The organism is Psychrobacter sp. S4(2024) (assembly GCF_036861305.1).
In the GTDB taxonomy this organism is placed as follows: Bacteria; Pseudomonadota; Gammaproteobacteria; order Pseudomonadales; family Moraxellaceae; genus Psychrobacter; species Psychrobacter cryohalolentis.
The window spans coordinates 475,919-499,704 of record NZ_JAZAQR010000002.1 but is presented as its reverse complement, the minus strand read 5'-3'; the positions used below and the strand labels follow the sequence as shown (position 1 = coordinate 499,704).

The 23,786-nt window shown below is 41.8% G+C and carries 21 protein-coding genes; 11 read left to right on the top strand and 10 right to left on the bottom strand.

The features are described 5' to 3' along the window. Window positions 1-41 precede the first annotated feature (41 nt). Both rapZ and yjgA read left to right on the top strand, forming a co-directional pair. The gene (gene rapZ / locus VLA57_RS07040; RefSeq protein ID WP_333954710.1) at window positions 42-1,004 is read left to right on the top strand and encodes an RNase adapter RapZ; all 963 of its coding nucleotides are present in this window, start codon (window positions 42-44) and stop codon (window positions 1,002-1,004) included. 68 nt (window positions 1,005-1,072) lie between these two features. Continuing rightward, window positions 1,073-1,585 (top strand): ribosome biogenesis factor YjgA, encoded by a 513-nt coding sequence (gene yjgA / locus VLA57_RS07035; RefSeq protein ID WP_333954709.1) that lies wholly within the window; start codon window positions 1,073-1,075, stop codon window positions 1,583-1,585. Window positions 1,586-1,735: 150 nt separating this feature from the next. Here the strand turns inward: yjgA and VLA57_RS07030 are convergent, their stop codons facing one another. Then, window positions 1,736-2,356: a thiol:disulfide interchange protein DsbA/DsbL gene (locus VLA57_RS07030; protein ID WP_011512504.1), complete on the bottom strand. Its 621-nt coding sequence runs from the start codon at window positions 2,354-2,356 to the stop codon at window positions 1,736-1,738. Between the two features lie 376 nt (window positions 2,357-2,732). Here VLA57_RS07030 and ubiG point away from each other — a divergent pair, with 376 nt between their 5' ends. From ubiG to VLA57_RS07010, 4 genes are all read left to right on the top strand, one after another. Then, entirely contained in the window at window positions 2,733-3,563 is an 831-nt protein-coding gene (ubiG, locus tag VLA57_RS07025) for a bifunctional 2-polyprenyl-6-hydroxyphenol methylase/3-demethylubiquinol 3-O-methyltransferase UbiG (RefSeq protein ID WP_011512505.1), read from the top strand. Between the two features lie 34 nt (window positions 3,564-3,597). Continuing rightward, window positions 3,598-4,308 (top strand): HAD family hydrolase, encoded by a 711-nt coding sequence (locus VLA57_RS07020; protein WP_011512506.1) that lies wholly within the window; start codon window positions 3,598-3,600, stop codon window positions 4,306-4,308. A 116-nt stretch (window positions 4,309-4,424) separates the two neighbouring features. Then, window positions 4,425-5,300: a YciK family oxidoreductase gene (locus VLA57_RS07015; RefSeq protein ID WP_333954708.1), complete on the top strand. Its 876-nt coding sequence runs from the start codon at window positions 4,425-4,427 to the stop codon at window positions 5,298-5,300. 123 nt (window positions 5,301-5,423) lie between these two features. Then, window positions 5,424-5,690: a DksA/TraR family C4-type zinc finger protein gene (locus VLA57_RS07010; RefSeq protein WP_011512508.1), complete on the top strand. Its 267-nt coding sequence runs from the start codon at window positions 5,424-5,426 to the stop codon at window positions 5,688-5,690. 120 nt (window positions 5,691-5,810) lie between these two features. Here VLA57_RS07010 and VLA57_RS07005 read toward each other — a convergent pair whose 3' ends face one another. Continuing rightward, complete coding sequence (locus VLA57_RS07005; RefSeq protein WP_333954707.1) at window positions 5,811-6,998, bottom strand: CobW family GTP-binding protein; 1,188 nt, start codon at window positions 6,996-6,998, stop codon at window positions 5,811-5,813. A 43-nt stretch (window positions 6,999-7,041) separates the two neighbouring features. Further along, window positions 7,042-7,806 (bottom strand): osmolarity response regulator transcription factor OmpR, encoded by a 765-nt coding sequence (ompR, locus tag VLA57_RS07000; protein ID WP_011279439.1) that lies wholly within the window; start codon window positions 7,804-7,806, stop codon window positions 7,042-7,044. 418 nt (window positions 7,807-8,224) lie between these two features. Between ompR and VLA57_RS06995 the strand changes: the two genes are divergently transcribed. Further along, window positions 8,225-10,747, top strand: a complete 2,523-nt coding sequence (locus VLA57_RS06995) for a Tex family protein (protein WP_333954706.1) — start codon at window positions 8,225-8,227, stop codon at window positions 10,745-10,747. 135 nt (window positions 10,748-10,882) lie between these two features. On the opposite strand, the gene VLA57_RS06990 is transcribed toward VLA57_RS06995, so the two are convergent. Continuing rightward, the gene (locus VLA57_RS06990) at window positions 10,883-11,290 is read right to left on the bottom strand and encodes a hypothetical protein (protein ID WP_133103930.1); all 408 of its coding nucleotides are present in this window, start codon (window positions 11,288-11,290) and stop codon (window positions 10,883-10,885) included. A 463-nt stretch (window positions 11,291-11,753) separates the two neighbouring features. Beyond that, window positions 11,754-13,052 carry a saccharopine dehydrogenase family protein gene (locus VLA57_RS06985; protein WP_333954705.1) on the bottom strand — a complete coding sequence of 433 codons (1,299 nt, stop codon included), beginning with the start codon at window positions 13,050-13,052 and terminating at the stop codon, window positions 11,754-11,756. A 467-nt stretch (window positions 13,053-13,519) separates the two neighbouring features. On the opposite strand from VLA57_RS06985, the gene VLA57_RS06980 reads away from it, so the two are divergent. Next, window positions 13,520-13,675 (top strand): DUF1328 domain-containing protein, encoded by a 156-nt coding sequence (locus VLA57_RS06980; RefSeq protein ID WP_011512513.1) that lies wholly within the window; start codon window positions 13,520-13,522, stop codon window positions 13,673-13,675. 147 nt (window positions 13,676-13,822) lie between these two features. Here the strand turns inward: VLA57_RS06980 and VLA57_RS06975 are convergent, their stop codons facing one another. The 4 genes from VLA57_RS06975 to VLA57_RS06960 all read right to left on the bottom strand — a co-directional run bounded on the left by VLA57_RS06975 (window position 13,823) and on the right by VLA57_RS06960 (window position 17,665). After that, window positions 13,823-14,116 carry a 4a-hydroxytetrahydrobiopterin dehydratase gene (locus VLA57_RS06975; protein WP_133103928.1) on the bottom strand — a complete coding sequence of 98 codons (294 nt, stop codon included), beginning with the start codon at window positions 14,114-14,116 and terminating at the stop codon, window positions 13,823-13,825. Between the two features lie 304 nt (window positions 14,117-14,420). Beyond that, the gene (locus VLA57_RS06970) at window positions 14,421-14,714 is read right to left on the bottom strand and encodes a GNAT family N-acetyltransferase (protein WP_020442517.1); all 294 of its coding nucleotides are present in this window, start codon (window positions 14,712-14,714) and stop codon (window positions 14,421-14,423) included. Between the two features lie 182 nt (window positions 14,715-14,896). Continuing rightward, window positions 14,897-16,243 carry a fatty acid desaturase family protein gene (locus tag VLA57_RS06965; RefSeq protein WP_333954704.1) on the bottom strand — a complete coding sequence of 449 codons (1,347 nt, stop codon included), beginning with the start codon at window positions 16,241-16,243 and terminating at the stop codon, window positions 14,897-14,899. A gap of 129 nt (window positions 16,244-16,372) precedes the next feature. Beyond that, window positions 16,373-17,665 (bottom strand): flavin reductase family protein, encoded by a 1,293-nt coding sequence (locus VLA57_RS06960; RefSeq protein WP_333954703.1) that lies wholly within the window; start codon window positions 17,663-17,665, stop codon window positions 16,373-16,375. A 370-nt stretch (window positions 17,666-18,035) separates the two neighbouring features. On the opposite strand from VLA57_RS06960, the gene ettA reads away from it, so the two are divergent. Next, on the top strand, window positions 18,036-19,697 hold the full coding sequence (gene ettA, locus VLA57_RS06955) for an energy-dependent translational throttle protein EttA (protein WP_011512518.1): 1,662 nt from the start codon (window positions 18,036-18,038) through the stop codon (window positions 19,695-19,697). 91 nt (window positions 19,698-19,788) lie between these two features. Here the strand turns inward: ettA and plsB are convergent, their stop codons facing one another. After that, a complete protein-coding gene (gene plsB, locus VLA57_RS06950; protein WP_333954702.1) occupies window positions 19,789-22,581 on the bottom strand; it encodes a glycerol-3-phosphate 1-O-acyltransferase PlsB in 2,793 nt (930 codons plus the stop codon). Between the two features lie 247 nt (window positions 22,582-22,828). Between plsB and ybaK the strand changes: the two genes are divergently transcribed. Then, window positions 22,829-23,317, top strand: a complete 489-nt coding sequence (ybaK, locus tag VLA57_RS06945) for a Cys-tRNA(Pro) deacylase (RefSeq protein ID WP_133103923.1) — start codon at window positions 22,829-22,831, stop codon at window positions 23,315-23,317. 81 nt (window positions 23,318-23,398) lie between these two features. Next, window positions 23,399-23,773: a 5-carboxymethyl-2-hydroxymuconate Delta-isomerase gene (locus VLA57_RS06940; RefSeq protein WP_020442523.1), complete on the top strand. Its 375-nt coding sequence runs from the start codon at window positions 23,399-23,401 to the stop codon at window positions 23,771-23,773. The last annotated feature ends 13 nt before the right edge of the window (window positions 23,774-23,786 follow it).

Sequence of the window (23,786 nt, the reverse complement as noted above, 5' to 3'; positions counted from 1 at the left end):
TATTGTAATTTGCGGGATGCAATTTATAAGGATGACGGAACATGCAGGCAAATCAAGACACCCATAATGCTCAATCAAAGCTAACAGATTCTAACGAATCCACTGGTGATAAACTGAGTATATTGGTAGTGTCAGGACGTTCAGGCTCAGGGAAAACCTCGGTACTAAATATCCTTGAAGATCTGGGTTTTTATTCTATTGACAATTTGCCTTTGTCTCTTGTGCCTGAAGCGGCGCAAAAGCTGGTCTGTGATAGTGGAATTAAACGCATTGCCCTTGGGGTGGATATTCGTACGCCGCGCGCAGATTTATCTAACTTTGATGCAATCCATGACAGTTTAAAGCAGACCTATGGCGAAGAGGCGGTCACGGTGATGTATGTGACGGCGCAAGAAGAGACGCTGGTTGCACGCTTTAATGCCACGCGCCGCATCCATCCGTTGATGGTGTTAGATACCAAAGGCGTAGAAAATAACGTTTATAATTTACCAGCAGCTATTGAGAAAGAAATACAGCTTTTGCAGCCGATATTTAAGCATGCCGATATCAAGATAGATACCAGTATGCTCAATATTCATCAGCTAAAAGAGCGTCTGCGTGATTATGTGGGTGTAGATAATCAAATCGTGATTAATTTACTATCGTTTGGTTTCAAGTACGGCAGCCCTATCGATGCAGACTTCGTTTTTGATGTACGCATCTTACCCAATCCGCATTGGAATCCGACACTGCGCTCGGCGACAGGTCTTGACGCTGAAGTGGGTGCGTTTTTTGCCGATTATCCAGAGGTCGCTGAGATGACGGGAGATATCGCTACATTCTTGAATCGTTGGTTACCTGATTTTTTACATAATAATCGTCATACGGTAACGGTTGCCATTGGCTGCACCGGTGGGAAGCACCGCTCGGTATTTATCACCAAACACCTGCAAGATAGATTGCAAAATAGCTTGCCAGAAGGCTTAACCGTGACGGCGAAACACCGTGAAAAGCATCGCTGGTAGCGTTTGCTAAACCTTTTATACCTAATTTTTTTATACCTATTATTTATTTTTAAACATGGAAAGCTTTTATGATTGACTGGTCAGAACAAGATATGCGCGTCTCACGCACAGAGCTCAAAAAAGCTCATGAGCGCCTGCAACAGTTGTCGATACCACTTGCCAGCTTATCGAAGAAACAACTTAAAGCTTTACCTGCCAGTGATTATTTTATGGCGGAATTAATGGCGCTCGCCGATATCACCAGTGCCAATGCGCGTAATCGTCAGACCAAGCGCGTTGGCAAGCTTATGATTGAAGAAAATCGCCATGAGCTGATAAAAGCATTATTTGATGCCTATTTTCCTAAAGAGCAAGTTTCTAAGATAGAGAGCTGGTATGAGCGTCTAAATATCAATGATGAAGGTACGCTCAAGCAGTTTGTCAAACAATATAAAGCGTCTGAGCAGCATAGTATGTATCAGCTGTTGCTCTGGATTGAGTACGCTAAGCATACAAATGATGAGGAGTTAATGGCGGAGTCAAAAGCAGATTTGGCCAGTTATATCCGTGAAGTCGCTATTTTAACGAATATAAAAAAATAGCGATAAGAGATATAGGCAAGCGAATTTGGTTAGTGGGTACCTATAAAACACTAAAGATAGAATACTAAAATACAAAAAAGCCAATCAGTAAAGATTGGCTTTTTTAATGGATCAGAAATAGCGTTTTTATATTTTTTTAAAAAACTAATGTTACTTTTTCTCTGCGCGTACTTTGTCGACTAGGAAATCAACTACTTTAGGTACGGTAGCACTTTCACCGGTTACCACGTACTTGCCTTGCACAACAACGGCTGGCACACCCGATAACTGATAACGCTTGGCACCTGCTTGTGAGCGACCGATTTTAGTACCAACAGCAAAAGAGTTGTAAAGGCTATTAAATTTCTTTTCGTTTACACCTTTTGAGGCATACCATTTGCTTAATGAAGACTGGTCAAATAACTGCTTACCATCTTTATGTACGGCATCAAATAAAGCGTCATGTGTCTTGTCTTCAAAACCCAGTAATTGCGCGGCATAAAAACCACGGGCACTGGCTTCCCAAACAGGGTTTAATGCTGCGGGTGTTTTAAAGAATGCCACATCTTTATCTTTGTTTTTTGCCCATTTTTCCATGTGTGGATTAAGGACATTACAATGCGGGCAACCATACCAAAAAAACTCACGCACAATGATAGCATCACCGCTAATTTTTTCTGGATTATCTAACACACGATAGTCTTTTCCTGCGACATAATTGGCAGCTTGTGCACCCATATTGGCAAATCCAATAGCGCAAGCCAAACCAGTTAATGCGATGATACGTTTCATACTTATTCCTTGAAATAACGACATTGAGAAGTTTGCTTTAATAGTTATAGCTTTGATAGTCATATAAATACCAAAGCAAATAAGCAATGACAGAGTCAATAGACGACGATAGGTCGACTGAGTCGACCTACTATAGAATAGCAACTATAATAGCGTAAAATGCGTCAGTTTGTGAACCGGATTCTTAACTAATGGTTGTAATGCTGTCAGTCATTATTTAAGGTATCTTACTTATAGCCTGTTATTCTATTTTTATTGATGTTTAGAGCATCAATAAAGCAGTTCACAATCGGTGACGATGTACTTACGGCAGCTTTGCGGCTCGCATGTTAATATTGAGTCTTTAGTCACATACTATAACAATAAAGGAAAAACTATGAGCCAAGCTTTATTTTCTGGGCAGCCTTTGCACACTCAAGCAAATGATAGTGGCATGGCTGACGATACCATAAACGCTATCAATGTCGATCCAAGCGAAGTTGAAAAATTTAATAAATTGGCGGGTGAGTGGTGGAATAAAACCGGTGCCTTTGCTACCTTACACGAAATCAATCCGCTGCGTCTAAACTGGATAGAGGAAAATGTGAAGCGTGGCTATGTGAGTGCTGATAGTCAAAAAACGGCAGAGATGGGATTGGCGGGTAAAAAGGTTCTTGATGTCGGTTGTGGCGGTGGTATCTTATCAGAATCAATGGCACGTCGCGGCGCAGATGTGACAGGTATCGACCTTGGGACAGAAAATCTCAAAGCAGCAAGCCTACATGCTGAACAAAGCAATTTACAAGATACCTTGCGCTATCAGCATATTCCGGTTGAAGCTTTAGCGGCTACCCATGCTGGTCAGTTTGATGTGGTTACCTGTATGGAGATGCTAGAGCATGTACCAGATCCAGCCGCTATTGTAGATGCTTGTTTTAAGCTGTTGGCGCCAGGCGGCGTATGCGTACTATCAACGATCAACCGTAATCCAAAATCTTATTTGTTTGCTATCGTGGGTGCAGAGTACGTATTGCGCTTGCTTGATCGCGGTACGCATGATTATGCCAAGTTTATTACGCCAGCTGAGCTCGATAAAATGGCAATTGATGCAGAGTTTGCGCGCCAAGATATCATTGGACTGCACTATAATCCATTGACCAAGCGTTACTGGCTAGCTCAAAACGTCGATGTCAACTATATGATAGCAGTACAGAAACCTCTCGCTTAATACCCTTTTATCACCTTAATTAAGAGCCTTCGTAATGAGCCAATTTGTAAAAGCGGTCTTATTTGACCTAGATGGGACATTGATAGATACTGCTGCCGATTTTGTACGTATTATTGGCAAAATGAGCCAAGAAAACGGCTGGCAAGCGCCGTCTGAGACAGAGATTCGTGAGCAAGTATCGGCAGGTGCTTCAGCGATGGTGCAGCTTATGCTACGTCATAATGAGCAAACAGACTTTAGCGAAGAGACGTTACTTGAGTTTCGTCAGCAATTTTTAGACGATTATGAAGCGGATATTTGTGTGGATAGTCATGTTTTTGACACGCTTGAGGACGTTTTAAGTGCCCTTGAAGAAAAAGGTGTACCGTGGGGTATAGTGACCAATAAACCGCGCTATTTGTCAGAGCTGTTATTAGAAAAAATGCAACTAGATACGCGCTGTGCGGTTTTGGTTTGTCCTGATGACGTATCACGCCCTAAACCTGACCCAGAGCCTATGTATGCGGCGCTAGAGAAGCTTGGTATCCCTCGCGGCGCTGCTGCAAGTGTGATTTATGTTGGCGATCATATCCGTGATATCGAAGCTGGTAATGCCGCTGGTATGCCCACGATTCTAGCCGCTTATGGTTATATTCCGCCTGAAGATCAAAACAACCTGAAGAAATGGGGCGCAGATTATATTACGGAAACCCCTGAGCAGTTGAGTAAATTACTGCTTTCTTCTGGTAAATTCGACTATTTATAATTCAAATGTTATAACTCAAATGAGCCACAAGATCAGCGTGTTATCAGGCAATATTTAACAACATAGCATAATGGTTAACCATCCCATTTATTAAACGATAAGTAGTGAGTAACGCCATGAGTGACAATATCAACCCATTAGCGAATCAGTCGGCAAACCATTCAGCCGACAATATAGCCAATAATATTGCAAGCCATCAGACTGAATTGCAATCGTCTGCAACCGAATTAACCCACGGGGATATTCGTGACTTTGTACCCTCTGAAAACTGCTTAGATGGCAAGACCATTTTAGTCACAGGTGCAGGTGATGGCATTGGTCGGGTCGCTGCTTTGACCTATGCACGCTATGGCGCAACGGTGCTGCTATTAGGACGCACCAGTAGCAAGCTTGAATATGTTTATGATGAAATCGAGAGCTTTGGTGGTAAGCAACCTGCTATGTTACCGATGAATCTAGAAGGGGCTACCTATGCAGAAATGCAAAAGCTAGAAAATTTGATTCATAGAGAAGTTGGTCAGCTTGATGGGATATTGCATAATGCTGGGATGCTTGGTCCATTGACGCCACTTGAGATGTACGATGTAGATATGTTTGCTCAAGTCATGAAGATTAACTTCACAGCGACCTTTATGCTTACCCAAGCGCTACTGCCGTTACTCAAAGATGCACCGCATGGTTCTATCGTATTTACCTCTAGCAGCGTTGGTACGCATCCTCGCGCATTTTGGGGTGCCTACGCGCTGTCTAAGCAAGCGGTAGAAGGAATGAGCGATATCTTTACCCAAGAGACGAAAAACACCACCAATCTGCGTTTTAACTGTATCAATCCAGGTGGTACTCGCACCAATATGCGTGCCCATGCTTATCCAGGTGAAAACCCGATGAGTCTGAAAACTCCTGAAGATATTATGGCAGGCTATGTATGCTTGATGAGTGATGAGAGTATCGGGGTACGTGGACAAGTGGTTGAGTTGCAACCCAAGGATTGAGCGACAATTTGTCTGCGCAGGTAGATTGAAATTGCTGATATCTAACCCCATCTATTTGTTATTGAAGACCTTTATGCTCGATTAAAGATACGCATAATGAATAAAAATAAATAGGATAATAATATGGCAGGTGGTTGGTCAAGAGATGGTGCTGAGCATGAGCAAATGGATGCGACCGTTAACGATGCGCTAGAGCGCGCACGCCGTGCATTACCGACAGGTAAAAGCGCAGAGTTTTGTGATGAATGTGGTAAGGCGATTCCAGAAGCTCGCCGTATCGCAGTACCGGGTGTGCAGCATTGTGTTGGCTGTCAATCTGAGCTTGAGCAAGAAGCAAAAGCTGCGGAATTGTTTAATCGCCGTGGTAGTAAAGACAGTCAGTTACGCTAATAAAAACAATGCTGCTCAATAAAAAAGCCCCCACTATCAAAATAGTGTGGGCTTTTTTATTGGTTCTATTTTTATCAACAATCTTTCTATCACTACAATAGATGGCTATGCAATCATTAGCTATAGTATCAACGCCATGAGTTCATGGTCATAGGCTTCCCAATCTAGCTTAACCTCTATCGCATCTTCTTGCCCAGTACTTGTTTGCAAAATAATCTCTAATCGGCTATCGGCTTGTACGCTCACTGTCTTTGTGGACAAGCTATCAGGCGTAAAATTGATTTGTAGCCAGCCATTAGACGTATGCAATACGCCTTTGATGCGTTGCCAGTTTGGTAGCGTTAGCAGCCAATCCTGTAACTTATCAGCATTTAATTTATAGTCCGCTGGTAGTCGCCAACCTGCAACTACGATATCTTGCTGTATTTCATGATAACGATAGGGCAGCTCGATGTCTTTGTCTGCCTGAATATTATTATCGTTTGTGGAAGGGTCGAATAATGACTTATTCGATAATGAATGACTCAGCGGCTGCAAGCTAATCACAGATTTTTTCGGCTGAGCAATATTAACTGTCCGCTGTTGTGAGATGGTCTGGCTAGGCTTGATCAGCTGCGCTCTTAAAGTTGCTAAATAAGTATTTACTGTGCCTATATCATTAGAAGTCGTTTGATAGTCGGAATCTGCCCAAATAATAGTGATTTGCGCATTTAACTCTGCTATCCAATCTTGTAATGCTTGCTTATCGTCAGTACTTAATTGGGCATAGCGATTAATGACCAAGACATCGGCATCACGAATATGCGCTTGGAACCCTTCGTGAGCACGATATTTTTCTCGTTGCCACTGCAGAGCGTTAAGTACAGTTATGACCGCTTGCATTTTTAGAGCCGTCTGCCAATGCGGCGCGCTCAGCTGCCGTATAAGCTCACGTGGATGAGCAAGCCCTGTTGGCTCAATAAGCAGACGTTGCGGATGATGGTCACTCAGTAGGCGACTAATAGCTATTTGTAGAGGTAACTGGCTGGTACAGCAAATACAGCCGCCGCTAACTTCACGAATGGCGATATTATTTTGAGCGGAATTGCTATCTTGTGAGCTTGAAACCAAGGCTGCATCGATACCAATCCGACCAAACTCGTTAATCAATAATGCCCAACGCTCATCAGTGGATTTATCGGCAATCAATTGATTAATAAGTGTGGTTTTGCCAGAACCCAAAAACCCTGTCACCAAGGTGCAGGGTATATTTCGATGAATAATAGAGGATTTCAATGTTGCGCCCGTTGTATTAATAGGATTACCCATTAATAGTATGATATATCAACGGACACAAGCAATACTTAGAAATTTAAAGTGATTCGCTCTTAGCTGCTTCGACTTCTGCTTCGTCAGGTACGAATACATAGCCTACGCCCCAGACAGTCTGGATATAACGTGCTTGTGAAGGATTGTCTTCAATTAAGCGGCGCAGACGTGATACTTGAACGTCAATTGAACGCTCCATCGCGCCCCATTCACGACCACGGGCAAGGTTCATCAGCTTATCACGGGTCAATGGCTCGCGTGGATGCTGAACCAATGCCTTTAGTACCGAGAATTCACCCGTCGTTAAGGTGACAACATTGCCGTCGCGTTTGAGCGTACGTGTCGATAAATCAAGTGTCCATGGACCAAATTCTACTACTTCAAGCTGATGACTTGGTGCCCCTGGTAGCTCACGATTTTGACGACGAAGTACTGCTTTGATACGTGCTAATAGCTCTTTTGGATTAAATGGCTTTGGTAGATAGTCATCCGCACCCGCTTCTAGACCTGCGATGCGATCAGCGTCGCCACCTTTAGCCGTGAGCATAATAATAGGGATGTCGCCATTGTCTTCGCGCAGACGCTTACAAATACTGATACCGTCTTCGCCTGGTAGCATCAAATCAAGTACCACTAATGAAAAAAGCTCACGCTGCAACAGCTTATCCATTTGACTGCCATCGTGGGCAGTACGGACAACAAAACCATCGTCTTCTAGAAAGCGCTGTAACAAAGAGCGCAATCGTGCATCGTCATCAACGACTAGAATACGCTGAGTTAAGGTATCGGGGCTGTTATTTTCAGACATACAGGCATCCTCTTATAAAAATTATTATTAGCAAAAATTATTGTTAAAACGCACCAGTCAGTATATTTACTCTCAATAAAAACAGTGTGAATACCACTTTTACCATTTATTAGTGCAACTATTTGAGCATCATTCCATCGATTGGCAAAAAAATATAAAAATGAGAACTATTGTTCATTACGTCGGTACACAGCAATATTTGTGCTGATGAGACTTTAGTGTATAAGATTGCAGTCATAATTGCATCACTGATAAAGGCAAATGCTGTAGGTGTTTGTTTAATAAAGCGTCAAGAGTGTGCTCATTAAACGATTTTTGCGATAAATAACACGATAAATAACGAAAAGATAAAAAGGATTTCTATTCATGCAGCTTTTGCTATAATGCAAAACTACATTTCTCAACGATTGATACGTCTATGAGTAGCACTGATACCTTAACGCCATCTCAAACCTCGACAAATGCACAGGTTTTGGATGCAACCACACACGCGAATATTCACGACAAGCTTGCTCGCGCGCTTGGCATTAAGACTGCTCAAGTCAATGCGTTTGTCAAACTGTACGATGAAGGCGCGACCGTTCCGTTTATTGCCCGTTACCGCAAAGAAAAGACGCAGAATCTCGACGATGCGCAATTGCGCGCGCTAGAGAAGTCTCTCAATTATGAACGTGATATGGCAACCCGTCGCCTTAAAATTATTGAATTACTGAGCACACAAGGCAATTTGACTGACGAGCTGCAGACACGTATTGATAATGCAACCTCAAAACTTGAGCTTGAAGACATCTACTTGCCATATCGTCCACGTCGCCGTTCACCAGCTGCCAAAGCACGTGCTGCTGGTCTTGATATTGCTGCACAAGCAGTGTTAACGCAAAACGTGACGCCAACCGATGCATTAGCAAACTATCAAGTACAATCAAGCATTACTGATGAAAGCGGTAATGAGATTGAAGTTGATTTTAATGATATCGAGAAGCAACTTGCTGGTGTACAAGCCATTATCGTAGATGAATGGACGCAAGCGTTAGACTTGTTAGATCATTTACGCAGCAGTTTTGCCAAAACAGCCAGTATCGTATCGAGCGTTGCCAGTGAAGAAAAGCGTGAAGTCGGTGAAAAGTTCAAAGATTACTTTGAGCATAGCGAAAGCCTTGCACGTTTGCCAAATCATCGCCTATTAGCGATGCTACGTGGTCGTCAAGAAAACGTCTTGGGTCTAAAGATCGAAGGCGAAAATGCGCCTTTTATTGAAAAAATTATTAAGCATTTTGAGATTGATGCTAAAGCGCCAACTGAGCGTCAAGAATTTTTGACAGAAGCGGCGAGCAGTTTATGGAAAGACAAATGGCGTCCGCATATCGAGCATCGTTTATTGACTGAAAAGCGTCTGACTGCAGAAGCGGCTGCGATTGATGTTTTTGCCAATAATTTACAGCATTTATTGATGTCGGCACCTGCTGGTCGCAAAGTTATTTTGGGTGTTGATCCCGGTATCCGTCATGGCGTTAAGATGGCGATTGTTGATGCTCAAGGTCATGTAATGTTAGATGCCGAAGACAAGCCTGTTATCGCAACGGTTTATCCATTTGCGCCTGATAATAAAATGACTGAAGCCAAAGTGGTTATCGATGAATTATTAAGTACTTATAATGTGGATCTAGTGGCTATCGGTAATGGTACGGCAAGCCGTGAAACAGATGCGATGATTAAAGAGATTTTGGCAGCAAATGATGCGCTAAAAGCCAAAGCAGTCATCGTGAATGAATCTGGCGCGTCAGTCTATTCTGCCAGTGAGCTTGCTACTGATGAGCTTGGTAATTTAGATGTCTCTGTACGTGGGGCAGTATCTATTGCTCGTCGTCTACAAGACCCATTGTCTGAGCTTGTCAAGGTAGATCCAAAAGCCATTGGTGTTGGTCAATATCAACATGATGTTAACCAAGCTCAGTTGGCAGATAGTCTTGATAAAGTCACACAAGACAGCGTTAACGCCGTTGGTGTTGATGTGAATACGGCAAGCCCCGCTATCTTGGCGCACATTGCTGGCTTAAATAAGAATGTTGCGCAGCAAATCGTTACCTATCGCAAAGAGCATGGCGCTTTTGATAGCCGCGAGTCATTGAAAAATGTGCCGCGCTTAGGTGCTAAGACCTTTGAGCAAGCCGCAGGCTTCTTACGCATACATGATGGTAGCAATCCACTTGATGCAACTGGTGTACATCCAGAAAGCTATGCGCTGGTCGACAGCTTACTTGCCCAAACAGGTAAAGCCTTGCCAGAAGTTATCGGTAACGATGGTGTATTAAACAGTATCGATACCACAGCGCTAGCTGCTAATGATGAAAATGTTAGCGTAAAAGCGATTTTAGATGAGCTTGCTAAGCCCGCTCGTGACCCACGTCCTGAGTTTAAGACGGCTAACTTCCGTGAAGATGTGAACAGCATTAAAGATTTGAGCGAAGGCATGACACTAGAAGGGGTTGTTACCAACGTGACTGCTTTTGGTTGCTTCATCGATGTTGGCGTGCATCAAGATGGTCTGGTTCATATCTCGCAAATGGCCAATGACTTTGTCGCAGACCCGATGAACCGCGTTAAGCCCGGTGATATCGTCTCGGTCCGTGTCATCTCTATTGACGAAAAACGCGGTCGTATTGGTTTTAGTATGAAACCTGAAGCTGAAAAACCTGCACGCCCAGCAGCGAAACCTGCGACGGCAAATGTTACTAATAATGATGAGAATACCAGTCGTCCGCGCAGCAATCGTCCAGCTGGCGATAAGCGTCCGTCTAAGCCTAAGCGTCAACCTAGTAGCAGTAATAATAGCGACAGTCGTAGTAAGGCGCCTCGTGCAGAAAAAGCAGAAGCGCCTAGCAAAATGGGTACTCTCGGCGCGCTATTGCAAGAAGCAGGTGTGACTAAAGTTAAGAAATAAGACGTCTTATTCTAAATAGAAACAAAAAAGGCAGCCATTAGGCTGCCTTTTTATTAAATCAAATATATCAATGGTGTTTTTTAATCATTATATTTATTTCAAGAATCGACTTAGTATAATTACTTAGATATTTACTTATAGCTCATCTTCTTCTACATCTAACACTACATCTTCAGAGATAATCTCAGTTGTTTGTAATTCTGAATTTTGTAAAGCTTCTGCAGGTGCTTTTATTTCGGTAGTCATCGGTTGTTGACCGTTTGGCGCTTTTATCTCAGTAGTCATTGGCTGTTGACTAATATTGCTATTGACGCGTGCGCGCGAAATCGTTTGAGTTTCGCTAATCGCAAACGGTGTCATTTTGCTTGTTTTAGAAGTATTTGCATCAGTCTCATTGCCTGTGCTTTCAACTTTGGCTTCAACAGCCATCTCAGCAGTGGTGGTCGTCTTTTTAGCGGCTTTAGTATCAGCTGGAGCTGCCATTGCCGGAACAGTAAGTGCCGCGCCAATCAGTAATGATAAAGCTAGAGTATGGTTTTTCATTTATTTAATCCTCAATTTATATTTTTATAATGTCAGCTAAAATGGTCGTAGAGATAACTTTGATTAAATGCGGTCTGATATGGTGCTTATCTATGTAGAATAAAGAATATATATATTTAAGATAACTAATATATAATCTATAGAAAAAATAAAATCATGATAATCAATAGGCGACTATCATGATTGATTCGTATAAAAATTCTGGTCATTACATAACGTTATCTATAGATATAAAAGACGTCAGATATAAAAGACGTCGTAAACACTAAGCGCAATAATAACAATTTAAATACTAAACATTCAGTGGTACATCCATGAAAAATCTAACAGACTCCTACTAATAAGTGATGTCGTGCAATTATTGTAGTGTTATTGTGAGATAAAAACCGCACCTTGTGACCAAAATGCGGTTATTTTAATAGTACTGATTGATATTCTAGAAACTGCTTTTTAAGACATAGGTTTAGCTATCAATCACATCAAAGCTCAGACCAGCGTGTTTCTCTAAACGAGCAAGTAGCTTGTCGCCCATTGCTGAAGCAGGTGTCCAAAAACCACCCTTCACTTCTTCTTTGCTGATATCTTGCGCTAGACATAATGCCGCTTGCGACAACATACGTGAAGTGCTGCCATAGCCTGGATCTTTATCACCCGTTACTTTGGTAGTAATACTGTCTTTGTTAGGTGTTTGTCCAAAGAGACGAATATCAAAATAGCCGTTTTCTTGCTCTTCTTTAGAAGGTCCTGAACCTGATTTAGGCAACACGTGCTTGGATAATAACTCGCGGCTTGGCGTAATCATCATGGCAGTGGCAAAGCCGAGCAAGCCTGCACTCAAGGCGTAACTCGTCAGCTTACCTTTGATACCATCTTTCATCCACATTGCTTCATCATATTTAAATTCGCGTCCATATTCATAACCAAGCAACTGATTACTGCGATGCACAATGCGCGTATTGATACTTGCCATCACAAAAGGTGCAAGCCAGCGCTTATGTTCGCTATCGTATTCTGGTTTGCTGACATTGCTCTGACGTACGTTTGGCGCATCTTTATCATCGTTCAGCAAATAAGGATTTGCCACTTGCTTACGACGAGATTTATCTTGTCCAACTTCCTCAAAGATGGTTGCCATTGAGGCAATCGTACCGCCTGATAGTCCGCCTTTCGCGGCTTTCACACGCATATGAATCACATCACAAGCACTGTCAAACTTCGCTTCTGCTTGCTTTTGCGTAAAGTAAACGCCTAAATCTGATGGGATAGAATCAAAGCCACAAGAGTTGACGATACGGGCGCCGCTTTGTTTTGCCGCCTCTTGATACTTATCCATCATATCTTTGATAAATATTGCCTCACCAGTGAGATCAACATAATCTGTGCCATTATCAACACACGATTTGATAAGCGGTTCGCCGTATTTAAGATAGGGTCCAACGGTTGAGATAATGACTTGTGTTTGCTCAGTCATTGCATCAAGGCTTGCCGCATCATCGCTATTGGCAATAATAATATCTACTTTGCTAGTAAGTTTAGATTGCAACTCGTTGAGCTTCTTTTGATCACGACCTGCTATCGCCCAATTAATTTCAGAGCCGCTCTTATCTTTGTTAGCAGACAAAAAATTTGCCAGATAATGGGCAGTGATTTGCCCAACAAAGCTGGTCGCCCCATATAAAACCACCGCATAAGCTCGTTTTTCACTACTAGATTTTTTGTTATTACCTGATGAGTTGGTACTCTTTGCTATATCCGTATTCATCGTTATCTTCCTTGTTAGTGTGCTTTGTCAAATGATTGTTATAAGAAAATGATCATTAAGTTCAATTGAGCTTAAAAAAGCATCATAAATAATATTTGTAAAATCGAGCGTAATATCTTTGAATAATTTTCTCATAGACTTAGTAGTACTTAAGTGTTTATTTACCGTTTCCACACATAAGTACTGAAAATATCTTTAAATGGTAAGATTTGCTACAAAGTTTACATAACCTATCGACATTATTACCAAAATGAACCTTTTAGATTGAAAATCATTGCTACTCTATATTCCTAAGCACTATCTAAAGCATTATCTAAAGCATTATCTATATTTTTAAACACTAAGAGCTGTAAAAAAATAAAAAGCAAAATATCGGATGACTGAGGTTGGTAATGTAAGAGTTAGTTAGTAATTACTATAGCAACCTTATTATTTGACTTTTCAATTACTATTTTAGGAGAATCATTATGTTTCGTTGGGCTATTATTTTCGCCGTAATCGCATTGTTAGCAAGTTTCTTAGGATTTGGTGGTGTTGCTGGATTGTCTGCAAACTTCGCCTATATCTTGTTAGCATTAGCAGTCATTCTATTCATCGTGGCATTTGTTAGCCGCCGTATGTAATAGGAAAAGTATACTCGTCCTATAAAGACATTAGCCAGTTAGAAAACTGGCTAGTAAAAAAGACCTCAGATACTATCTGAGGTCTTTTTTTATGGCTAAAATATAGCTATCTGCTAAGTGATACATAGTGAGCGCACAGCGTGATATTTATAGGCGTTTGGGCTGGACGATATGTTCCATGCGTTTTGCTAAACGAACATCATGGCTGGTGATGCCGCCAGTATCGCCAGTAGTCAGGCGAACTTCTACTACGTTATAGGTATTACTCCATTCAGGATGATGCTCTAAGGCCTCAGCATGAAAAGCAGCTTGATTCATAAAGCTCATAGCTTCAACAAAATCGCCAAAGTGGTAGGTTTTTACGATCGCATTACCTTCGCGCTGCCAGCCTGGTAATTCTTCTAACTGCAAATCGACTTGTTGATTAGATAAACTACTCATGGTGATATCCTTTATTATTATGGTGGATAGAAAAATCATTATTAACGATAAAATAGTGTGGCAACTACTGTAAGTTTTATTTGCCTTCACGAATGTAATAAACGCTTATAAAAAGTCATAGGACAAAAAACCCACCTGTCACTGACATTTTATTATATATTTGGTTAAAAAAATATAATAGAAGTATCAAGAAGATAGGAGGGCTATGACGTTATTATTGAGAGTATATAGCGCTAGTATAACGGTTAATAGAGCAAACTATCGTAGCTATTTATCGTTAAACATACTTATTCAATAGTTTGAACTATAGTAGATCCTTGTAGTCAGGATTTTTATCAATATACGAGGCAACAAACGAGCACTGCGGTACTACTTTCTTATTGTTTTCACGAGCATAGTCCAATGCATGTTTTACCAATGCCGAGCCAACCCCTCGACCACCTAACTCCTGTGGGACGATAGTATGATCATATACCAGCTTATCCTCACGCTCTTTGTAACTGATATAACCTGTCTGCCCATCGATCGAAGTCTCAAAGCGTCTCGCTGCCTCATTATGGACGATATTCATATCTGATTTTGTACCGACGTTACTCATAAAAACTCCCTATTTTCAAATATTATAATTATTTCTACTCTTGTTATTGTGCAGATTTCTAGTTTACATCTCTAGGCTGTTAGCGTAAGAGTAGATAGGGCAAATGTTAATATTTTTAACAGGCTTCTATTCTAAAAGCTCTTTTCAAGCTTAAAGACTATGCCAGTCTCGTTAATAAAAAATCAGGCATAAAACATAGCTTGGCGCACAACCTGAGGGAGAAACCTTCTAAAACCACGTAATGTCTCAGTAGCGTTGTTAGAGGCATGGTTATTACTGCTTTTGTTGGTAATGCTTCTATCATTATTTGATATCGATTGTGTATAAGTATGCCATTCATCGCTATTTGGTTTACTAAAATGGCGAATGCGTCCAATTACTTGTTGAAATTGATGACTAAAGTGCCCAGTATTATAGGTTAAATTGTATTTATCGCAGATGGCTTGTACGTTTGGTGCAATCTTCGCATAGTGCCTAGCAGGCATATCCGGAAAGATATGGTGCTCAATTTGATGCGATAAATTACCGGTCAAAATATGAAACCATTTATTACCTTGAATGTTGCTAGAGCCGAGAATTTGACGCACGTACCAATCACCTTTGCTCTCATTGGCATCAAGATGGGTATACATATGAGCCTGCTCGGTAAAGTGACCACAGAATATCACTGCCCATGTCCATAGATTACGAGCGATATTGGCAGTGATATTACCGCTTAGAGTCGTCAAAGCACTACCACGACCTAATGTCAGACCTACCACCGTAGGAAAAGCAATGTAATCTTTACCAACTTGTCGGGCGATTTTGCCAAATAGTGCACGAGCTTTTGGCTGCATTATGTCTGTCAGTTTTGGTACGTCTGCGTACTCGTCGACACTGATTTGAATATCATGGAAGGCGACGGCCCATTCAAAGCCTAATGCCAATATCATCGTCTTAAATAAGTTATAGCGATCGCTTGGCGTCCAAGGCTGCTCATCAGTAACGCGAATCAAGTGGTAGCCGACATCATGGTCGCGACCGACAATATTGGTAAAAGTATGATGCAAGTAGTTATGCGAATGCTGCCATAGGGGCGCAGGGCAAACGATATCCCAATCGAACTTTTGGCTGTTAAGGTGAGGGTGCTGCATCCAATCATACTGACCATGCATGACATTATGGCCAAGCTCCATGTTGTTTAAAATTTTACTAAAACTCAGTAAGGACGTGCCAAGTAGCCAAACGCTAAGTTTGCTACGTTTTGATGATAATTGCCCAGAAAATGCCAGTAATGCCCGTGAAATTACCTCGCTATATACCACCGTCCCATAAACACGCTGAATATAGCGCGCATCATCGCTGCCTAGTGAGTCCATCACGCCTTGATACAGTGTATTCAATTCATTAGCGAGCGCTTCGGTTTGCACTTTTGCTAGTGGCGCAGCCGTTAACGTCGGATATCGCGTGGTTTTGAATGGTGCATCGATTAACGGAGTTATAGCAGAGACTGCAGATTTAGCTTTAAATATAGGGGGTAATAAGCGCATAGATAGTCCTTATCCGAAGGTGCATCAATAAATCGCAAGCACAACGTTCGGTTTAATCATCGGTGTCAGTTTTAATAAACATTACAAATAAATGTTTATGCAAGGCTGTCTTATCCTTGATAATATTTTTTAAATATCCAATATGACATCAGTCATTGGTACATTAATGCAGGTTTGAATAGACTCATAGCCATCATTACTTATCTTACCAGTTTGAATGTTTTTGACCCTTCCGCTGATCTTATTACAGCGACACAGCTGACAGATACCTTGTCTGCAGCCGTGGCTCATTCGAATACCAGCGCTCTCAGCACCTAATAATAATGTCGTACTACTGTTATATTGTCGTTGCCGTCCACGTAAATAAATGGTTTTTACGTCGCTAGTAATCACTTCTTCGTCTGCTTTATCTATAGTAGAAAACATATAATCTAAGCTTTCTATCGCACTAAAACTCTCTATCGTAATGTTGTCACGCAGCTGCTTGTTATCTGGCAAATTAGTCTCATCGCAAGCGCGGTACAAACCCGCTAACAACGCCGGCGAGCCACAGGCAAATATCTGTGTATCTATCAGCGGTAATTTTAATGCTATTAAAGTTTCCACGCTCAAATGTCGCGAGCCGGCAAGATAAGTATTGGGGTCTTCCGTATTAACAAGATGATAAATGAACGTTGGATATTTAGTAGCTAACTGCTGCCATTGATCTTGCAATGGGGATTTATAGAAGATTGTACGATTGTAATGTAGTAACGTTACTGGATGCCCATTTTGCAGCGCCTGCGTAATCAAACCTAGCATTGGCGTAATACCACTGCCGCTAGCGATAAACAATAGTGGCAGTGGTATAGGGGTAAGGGATAAGGGTTCGCTTATTTGACTTGCTTGCTGTGCTAACACTGTATGAGCTAGAGTAAATTCGCCACTGGGTAAACCGCTATTAAATATAGTACCCAGTGCTGCACGTTTACTTAGATAATCTGATACTAGACCTTGCGGCTTAATAGCGATAGTCACAGTAGAAGTACCAATTTGCACTGGCGACTTTTTAGCGAAGCTATTATTTAAATTATTATTATTTTTATGAGGTTTTTGCTCGCTGTCCTCATACCACCATAATGGCTGCTGCGCTAGACCAACCAATGAATAGTGGCGTTGATGATAAATACCATCAATCAGTACGCTTAAATCAATATGCTGTCCGCCATGCCAACCATTGTTTGAGCTATTACCTGAACTAAAAGCTTGCTGTCTAAAGGCGCGGTTAGGCTCAAATTGTAGCGCTATCAAGTCATCACTGAGTGTACGGCGTGCTATAAGACGCAATTTAGGCACAGTTAATGACCAAAAGGGGTGCAGCCGCGTACTGATGAAATCAATAAACACACGTTGGATCAGTTCAGGGTGATAGCCAGTCGTCATGGAGTACCTTTTCTATCAAGCCGTTTTTACAAAGCTATTTTATTAAGATTAGCTAATATAATATCGTCTATTGATTAATTTTGCGAAATGTTTAATGCTGTTTTTTGTGGTTTTTATAAAACGGCCATGAATCAGAAAGATACACCAGTAAGCTGAATGATAATTTTAATAGAAGCTTTTATATAAAATGCGCTCAGCTTTGTGTCAAAAGGTATGAAACAAGCGGTAAAACAGCCAGTTAGCTTGCAGGTGCTTCATCACAATGCGATAATGACAGTCAATGAATACCCCTGATTTTGAGGTGCAGCTTACTTGGTAGTATTGCTAAGTCTGTTTGTTTGCCTCTTTTATGCAGTCTATCGGAGTGTTAATGGCTCAATATATTTACACGATGAACAACGTGTCAAAACTTGTTCCACCTAAGCGTGAAATCTTAAAGAACATCAATCTATCTTTTTTCCCTGGCGCCAAAATTGGTGTTTTGGGTATCAATGGCTCAGGTAAATCAACCTTGCTACGCATCATGGCGGGCGTGGATACTGAATTTAGTGGTGAAGCTCGTGCGCAAACGGGTACCAAAATCGGTTATTTGCCGCAGGAACCGCAGCTCGATGACAGTAAAGACGTCCGAGGTAACGTCGAAGACGGTATGCGTGAGGCGTTAGATGCGCTTGCTCGTCTTGATGCCATTTATGCTGAATATGCTGAACCTGATGCTGACTTTGACAAGCTTGCTGAAGAGCAAGGTAAGATGGAAGACATCATCCAAGCATGGGATGCGCATAACTTAAATACCCAGCTTGAAAAAGCGGCTGATGCACTTCGTCTGCCACCATGGGATGCGGATGTCAGTAAACTATCTGGTGGTGAAAAACGCCGTGTGGCACTATGTCGTTTGCTCTTATCACGCCCTGATATGTTATTACTTGACGAACCAACCAACCATTTGGACGCTGAGTCCGTGGCATGGTTAGAGCAGTTCCTGCAGAACTATAGCGGTACTATCGTTGCCATTACCCATGACCGTTATTTCTTGGATAATGTCGCTCAGTGGATTTTGGAGCTTGACCGCGGTCATGGCTATCCGTATGAAGGCAACTATACTGAGTGGCTTGAGCAAAAGAACACTCGTCTAGAGCAGCAGAATAAGCAAGAAGAATCGTTTGCTAAAGCGTTGAAAAAAGAGCTGGATTGGATTCGTAAAAACCAAAAAGGTCAACAAGCTAAGTCTAAATCTCGTGTACAGCGTTTTGAAGAATTGAACTCACAAGAGTTCCAGAAGCGTAATGAGACCTCTGAGATTTATATTCCACCGGGTCCTCGTTTGGGTAATAAAGTCATCGAAGTCAACGATATCTCCAAGTCATTTGGTGACCGTTTACTTTATGAAAACCTTAGCTTTAACGTCCCAGCTGGTGCCATTGTTGGTATTATTGGTCCAAATGGTGCGGGTAAAACCACACTATTTAACATGATTACCGAACGCGATACGCCAGATACAGGCTCAGTCGATTTGGGTGAAAGTGTCAAAGTTGCTTATGTTGGTCAGGTACGTGACAATTTAGATGACAGCAAAACGGTTTGGGAAGAAATCTCTGACGGGCTTGATATTATTACCGTTGGCGACTATACGACGCCAAGCCGCGCTTATATTGGTCGCTTTAACTTTAAAGGTTCAGACCAGCAAAAGCACGTCGGTCAATTGTCTGGTGGTGAGCGTAACCGCTTGCAGTTAGCTAAGACCTTGAAGCAAGGCGCAAACGTATTGCTCCTTGATGAACCATCAAACGATTTGGATATTGAAACATTACGTGCGCTAGAAGATGCGATTCAGGTCTTCCCAGGTACTGTCATGGTCGTGTCGCATGATCGATGGTTCCTTGACCGTATCGCGACTCATATCTTGGCGTTTGAAGATGAAGGTCCAGTTTGGTTCGATGGTAACTATTCTGAGTTTGAAACGTATCGTAAAAAGACGATGGGTGATGATGCCAATCCTAAGCGTATGAAGTATAAAAAGATTTCAACTTAAGATAGTTGCTTAGAAATTTCAAATGTAAAGTAATAAAAAAGACCTCTAATTATTAGAGGTCTTTTTTATGCATCATAGAATTGATTAAAAGTTAACGCTTACGCCCAAATTTACGTTGCTTTTTATTGCTGATCTCAGTAATAGCATGAGCAATCTCTTCTTCATTGAGACTGGCAACTTGATGCAAGATTTGCATCATTTCGGGTCTCAGCACATATTTTGCATGATGAGCAATATCATTGATACGTTGATCAAAGGTTAAGATGCCAGTTTCTGCATCTTTTTGCAGATAATCCAAACGAGTCAATGCACCAAGGAAACTGGTGAATAATGCGCGATCAAAGAAGTCAGGAATATCATCAGCATATAACACTGATAAACGTTGACCAAGCAGATGACATAAATCAACTACTTCGTTTTCGGTTAAGTTGCCTGAGCCTTGTTGAGCGAGTAGAGCCAAGGTCATAAAGTAGCGTTCAAGACTTTGCTCAACAGGTGTAGCAAGCACTTGCAGCTGTTGGTAGCATCTGCTATTAGCTTCAGGGACGCTGAGCATGCCATCGCCCAATTCTACAATCAAACCATGAGCAATCAGACTGTCAACTTTTTTGTTCAGGGTATCCGCCAAACCATGTGCAGGATAATATAAGAATAGCTCGCTTTGCAGAAATGGATAGAGCTGCATGGCGATATTGTCTAGACGGCTACGTTCGATACGACCATTACGGGCAACTAAAGCCGCTAAGAAAGACAGGAGAATAAAGACATGAAGAATATTATTGCGGAAATAACTCAACAGTGCTGCTTGTTTACCTGCAATCTGAATGATATCGCCCAAGATATGAGGGATACGTTCAATAAGTTTTAACTTAATACCATAATCAATAATTTGCTGCGGTGACATGTCGGTAACGACCGTATCACTTGAATACGGCAGCTGTTGAGCCAAACCTTGATAAAGGGCAATTTGCTCGCGGCAAATATCTTCATCGAGCGCCGATTTTGGTGCAGATAGTAACACCAGTGACAGCAAGGATACCGGAGTAACCACTGCTGCTTTATTGATATGCTGCATGACTTTGACACCGATATTATCAACCATGGCGCTGGCTTTATCATCGAGCGGCGTATCGGTGCGATCAGCAGGTAAGCTGTTTTCTGGTACATCAAATTTGGCCATAAAATCGGTTAGATGTAGCGGTGTACCAAAACTTAAGTGCACATTGCCAAAAATACGTTCAATCTTGCGACCGACTTTGAGGAGTCCAAGTAATGATTCAGACTCTTTTGGCTTACCTTTTAGCTCACCGATATAGGTGCCACCTTCCATGATGCGCTCATAACCGATATAAGTCGGAATAAAGACCACTGGCTTGTTACTCTGACGCAATTGGCTGTGCACTGTCATTGCTAGCATACCCATTTTCGGTGGTAGCAAACGTCCTGAGCGTGAGCGCCCGCCTTCGATAAAGTATTCAATTGGGGTATTACGAGTAATAAGCGTGTGCATGTACTCACGTAAAACTGCGGTATAAAGCGCATTACCACGGAAGCTACGACGTATATAAAAAGCCACTGCACCGCGTAATATTGGACCTAAAACTGGCACATCTAAGTTGTCACCCGCAGCGACATAAGGAATACTCAAGCCGCGTTTATAAATGACATAAGACAGTAGTAGGTAGTCAACATGGCTACGATGACAAGGTACATATACCAGCTCATAATCTGCTGCCAGTTCACGTACGCGCTCGAAGTGATGGACTTCTACACCATCATACAATTGCGTCCATAACCACGTTAAAAATTTATAAAAACCGCGGATGATGGCATGTGAGTAATCATTGACCATCTCATTAGCGTAGCTCTTTGCGAGTAGTCGCGCTTCTCGAGGGCTAGTACCGGTCTCTGCCGCTTCTGCCTCTATTGCATGTTTGATGGCAGGCGAGTAAACCAGTTTATCTACTAAGTTACGTCTGTCTGACAAGTCAGGACCGAGCATACTGGCGCGTTGTTTGTCCAAATAAATATTAAGCTGCTGCTGCAATGAGCGTACAAGCTCACGATTGCCATCAGCCGCAGCTACCACAGTATAATTTGGCGCTACACCGATTGTATTTTCAGTGGCGCTATCTGTAGCATCACTGGCATTCGTATCAAGAGTAGCAGATTCAAAGATAATGGAATTTAAGTCAGTAGGCTCATCATCATCGTCTTTAAGGCTATCATTAATAAGGGTACGCAAATCTTGCGGAGGATGGAACTGTATAAAAGTATCGCGTCCCATCACACCGATATTAAATAACTGTTTGGTAATGCTAGGATCTTGCCAGTTATCAGCCGTTAGCAGTTTAAATAAAGAATCCTCTTTTTCAGGCGCGCGTCCCCAGAGGATAGATACTGGTACCAAGCGTACTTTTAATTCTGGATACTGCAAAACAGCAGAGACCAGACGTGATAGGCGCGGTGATAGTTGGTTTTCTTTAGCATGGGGGTGATGTAAAAATATAATGGCAGCATTTTCTTTGATATTATGAGCACTGTCATTTACCCCAACCAATGCTGGCGGTAATTTATGTTCTTGCGTTTGCAGGTCAATCAAAATACTGTTGGAGCGCGAATAATCTTGCAGCACATAAAATCTTAACGTCTGATCATCCTGATCAAACTCAGGTAACTCACCCAAAAGCTTTGGTTTTACCGCCACATCTAGCATCTGTCCCGAGATTTTACGGTACAATTGATTAATGGGTGCATTAGTATAAGGCGTGGGTACAACAGGGCTGCCATCAATTTTTGGCGTGTCTGACGGTTCAGTGGCTGGCGTATTGCCGCTGACCACTGGTGCTTTAAAAATCCGTTTTTTTAAGAACTTCGGTATCATAATCGGTATCAAAATTAGTCAAATATATTGCCCTTATAATGCCATAAAAGCCATCAAAGCGATATATAGTGTCTGTAGATACTACCAATATTAATAAGCTCCGGTTACTGTGCAATAAGATACGCGCCGCATAAGCTATTCAATGATTTGAAAAGTAAAGTATTTAGGGTAAAAATAGTTTTGAACAAGATATACTATCTTGTATTTCTGCTTACTCATTAACGTCACTTAATTCAGTGAGAATATTATGACGCCAGCTATCAATCTCGCCAAACAACGTGGTCTTGATTATCGATTATATGAATATACTCATGACAGTAACGCTGCCTCTTTCGGGTTAGAAGCGGCCGAAAAGCTGAATGTTGACGTGACACAGGTTTTTAAAACCTTGGTCGTATTGACCGATACAGATGTGCTCGCTGTTGCTATCTTGCCAGTGGATAAAACCTTAAACTTTAAAAAAATGGCTAAGGCGCTATCTGTTAATAAAATGCTGGCCTGCAAAAAAGTCCAAATGGCAGATCCCAAACAGGTCGAGCGTAGTACCGGCTACGTATTAGGCGGTGTCAGTCCATTGGGACAAAAAAAACGATTGCCAACTGTTATAGATGAGTCAGCGCAAACACATTCGACTATCTACATCAGTGGTGGTCGCCGTGGTCTAGAGATTGAACTGCCGCCAGCACAATTAGCGACGACACTTACGGCTCGCTTTGCCTCTATTACCGATGATTGAAAACAGCTGATTGTCAGATACATTAGCTTTGCGAAGCTATTCACTTTTCGTTTTTTACCCGTATTGTATAAGGATATAATCATGCCGCATTTAACCATTCAAGTGACACCCAATGTCAGTATTGCTCACGAAGAATCATTCCTCAAAGCGTTGAATAAAATCTTGTGGGACAGTGGACACTTTGGTAAAGCAACAGATATTAAAGCACGCATCATTCCTGTCGAAACGTTTTTAGTGGGCGTTGAAGATGATGAGCAAGTTAATGGCTTTATTTATGCACATCTAAAAATCATGAGCGGTCGTGATATAAGTATCCGTAATCAGCTTGCTGAGCAATTGATGACTACTATAGAGCAAACTCTGAGCGCTGAGCAATCAGGACGCGCATCGTTACAAGTATGCGTAGAGGTTGAAGAGATTAGCGCGGTGTATCATAAGAAAATGTTAAATGCGTAACTGAATTTATTAG

Excerpts from the sequence above, each read along its gene's own strand:
- rapZ (WP_333954710.1), top strand. The coding sequence starts at position 42 with ATGCAGGCAAATCAAGACACCCATAATGCTCAATCAAAGCTAACAGAT.
- yjgA (WP_333954709.1), top strand. The coding sequence starts at position 1,073 with ATGATTGACTGGTCAGAACAAGATATGCGCGTCTCACGCACAGAGCTC.
- VLA57_RS07030 (WP_011512504.1), bottom strand. The coding sequence starts at position 2,356 with ATGAAACGTATCATCGCATTAACTGGTTTGGCTTGCGCTATTGGATTT.
- ubiG (WP_011512505.1), top strand. The coding sequence starts at position 2,733 with ATGAGCCAAGCTTTATTTTCTGGGCAGCCTTTGCACACTCAAGCAAAT.
- VLA57_RS07020 (WP_011512506.1), top strand. The coding sequence starts at position 3,598 with ATGAGCCAATTTGTAAAAGCGGTCTTATTTGACCTAGATGGGACATTG.
- VLA57_RS07015 (WP_333954708.1), top strand. The coding sequence starts at position 4,425 with ATGAGTGACAATATCAACCCATTAGCGAATCAGTCGGCAAACCATTCA.
- VLA57_RS07010 (WP_011512508.1), top strand. The coding sequence starts at position 5,424 with ATGGCAGGTGGTTGGTCAAGAGATGGTGCTGAGCATGAGCAAATGGAT.
- VLA57_RS07005 (WP_333954707.1), bottom strand. The coding sequence starts at position 6,998 with ATGGGTAATCCTATTAATACAACGGGCGCAACATTGAAATCCTCTATT.
- ompR (WP_011279439.1), bottom strand. The coding sequence starts at position 7,806 with ATGTCTGAAAATAACAGCCCCGATACCTTAACTCAGCGTATTCTAGTC.
- VLA57_RS06995 (WP_333954706.1), top strand. The coding sequence starts at position 8,225 with ATGAGTAGCACTGATACCTTAACGCCATCTCAAACCTCGACAAATGCA.
- VLA57_RS06990 (WP_133103930.1), bottom strand. The coding sequence starts at position 11,290 with ATGAAAAACCATACTCTAGCTTTATCATTACTGATTGGCGCGGCACTT.
- VLA57_RS06985 (WP_333954705.1), bottom strand. The coding sequence starts at position 13,052 with ATGAATACGGATATAGCAAAGAGTACCAACTCATCAGGTAATAACAAA.
- VLA57_RS06980 (WP_011512513.1), top strand. The coding sequence starts at position 13,520 with ATGTTTCGTTGGGCTATTATTTTCGCCGTAATCGCATTGTTAGCAAGT.
- VLA57_RS06975 (WP_133103928.1), bottom strand. The coding sequence starts at position 14,116 with ATGAGTAGTTTATCTAATCAACAAGTCGATTTGCAGTTAGAAGAATTA.
- VLA57_RS06970 (WP_020442517.1), bottom strand. The coding sequence starts at position 14,714 with ATGAGTAACGTCGGTACAAAATCAGATATGAATATCGTCCATAATGAG.
- VLA57_RS06965 (WP_333954704.1), bottom strand. The coding sequence starts at position 16,243 with ATGCGCTTATTACCCCCTATATTTAAAGCTAAATCTGCAGTCTCTGCT.
- VLA57_RS06960 (WP_333954703.1), bottom strand. The coding sequence starts at position 17,665 with ATGACGACTGGCTATCACCCTGAACTGATCCAACGTGTGTTTATTGAT.
- ettA (WP_011512518.1), top strand. The coding sequence starts at position 18,036 with ATGGCTCAATATATTTACACGATGAACAACGTGTCAAAACTTGTTCCA.
- plsB (WP_333954702.1), bottom strand. The coding sequence starts at position 22,581 with ATGATACCGAAGTTCTTAAAAAAACGGATTTTTAAAGCACCAGTGGTC.
- ybaK (WP_133103923.1), top strand. The coding sequence starts at position 22,829 with ATGACGCCAGCTATCAATCTCGCCAAACAACGTGGTCTTGATTATCGA.
- VLA57_RS06940 (WP_020442523.1), top strand. The coding sequence starts at position 23,399 with ATGCCGCATTTAACCATTCAAGTGACACCCAATGTCAGTATTGCTCAC.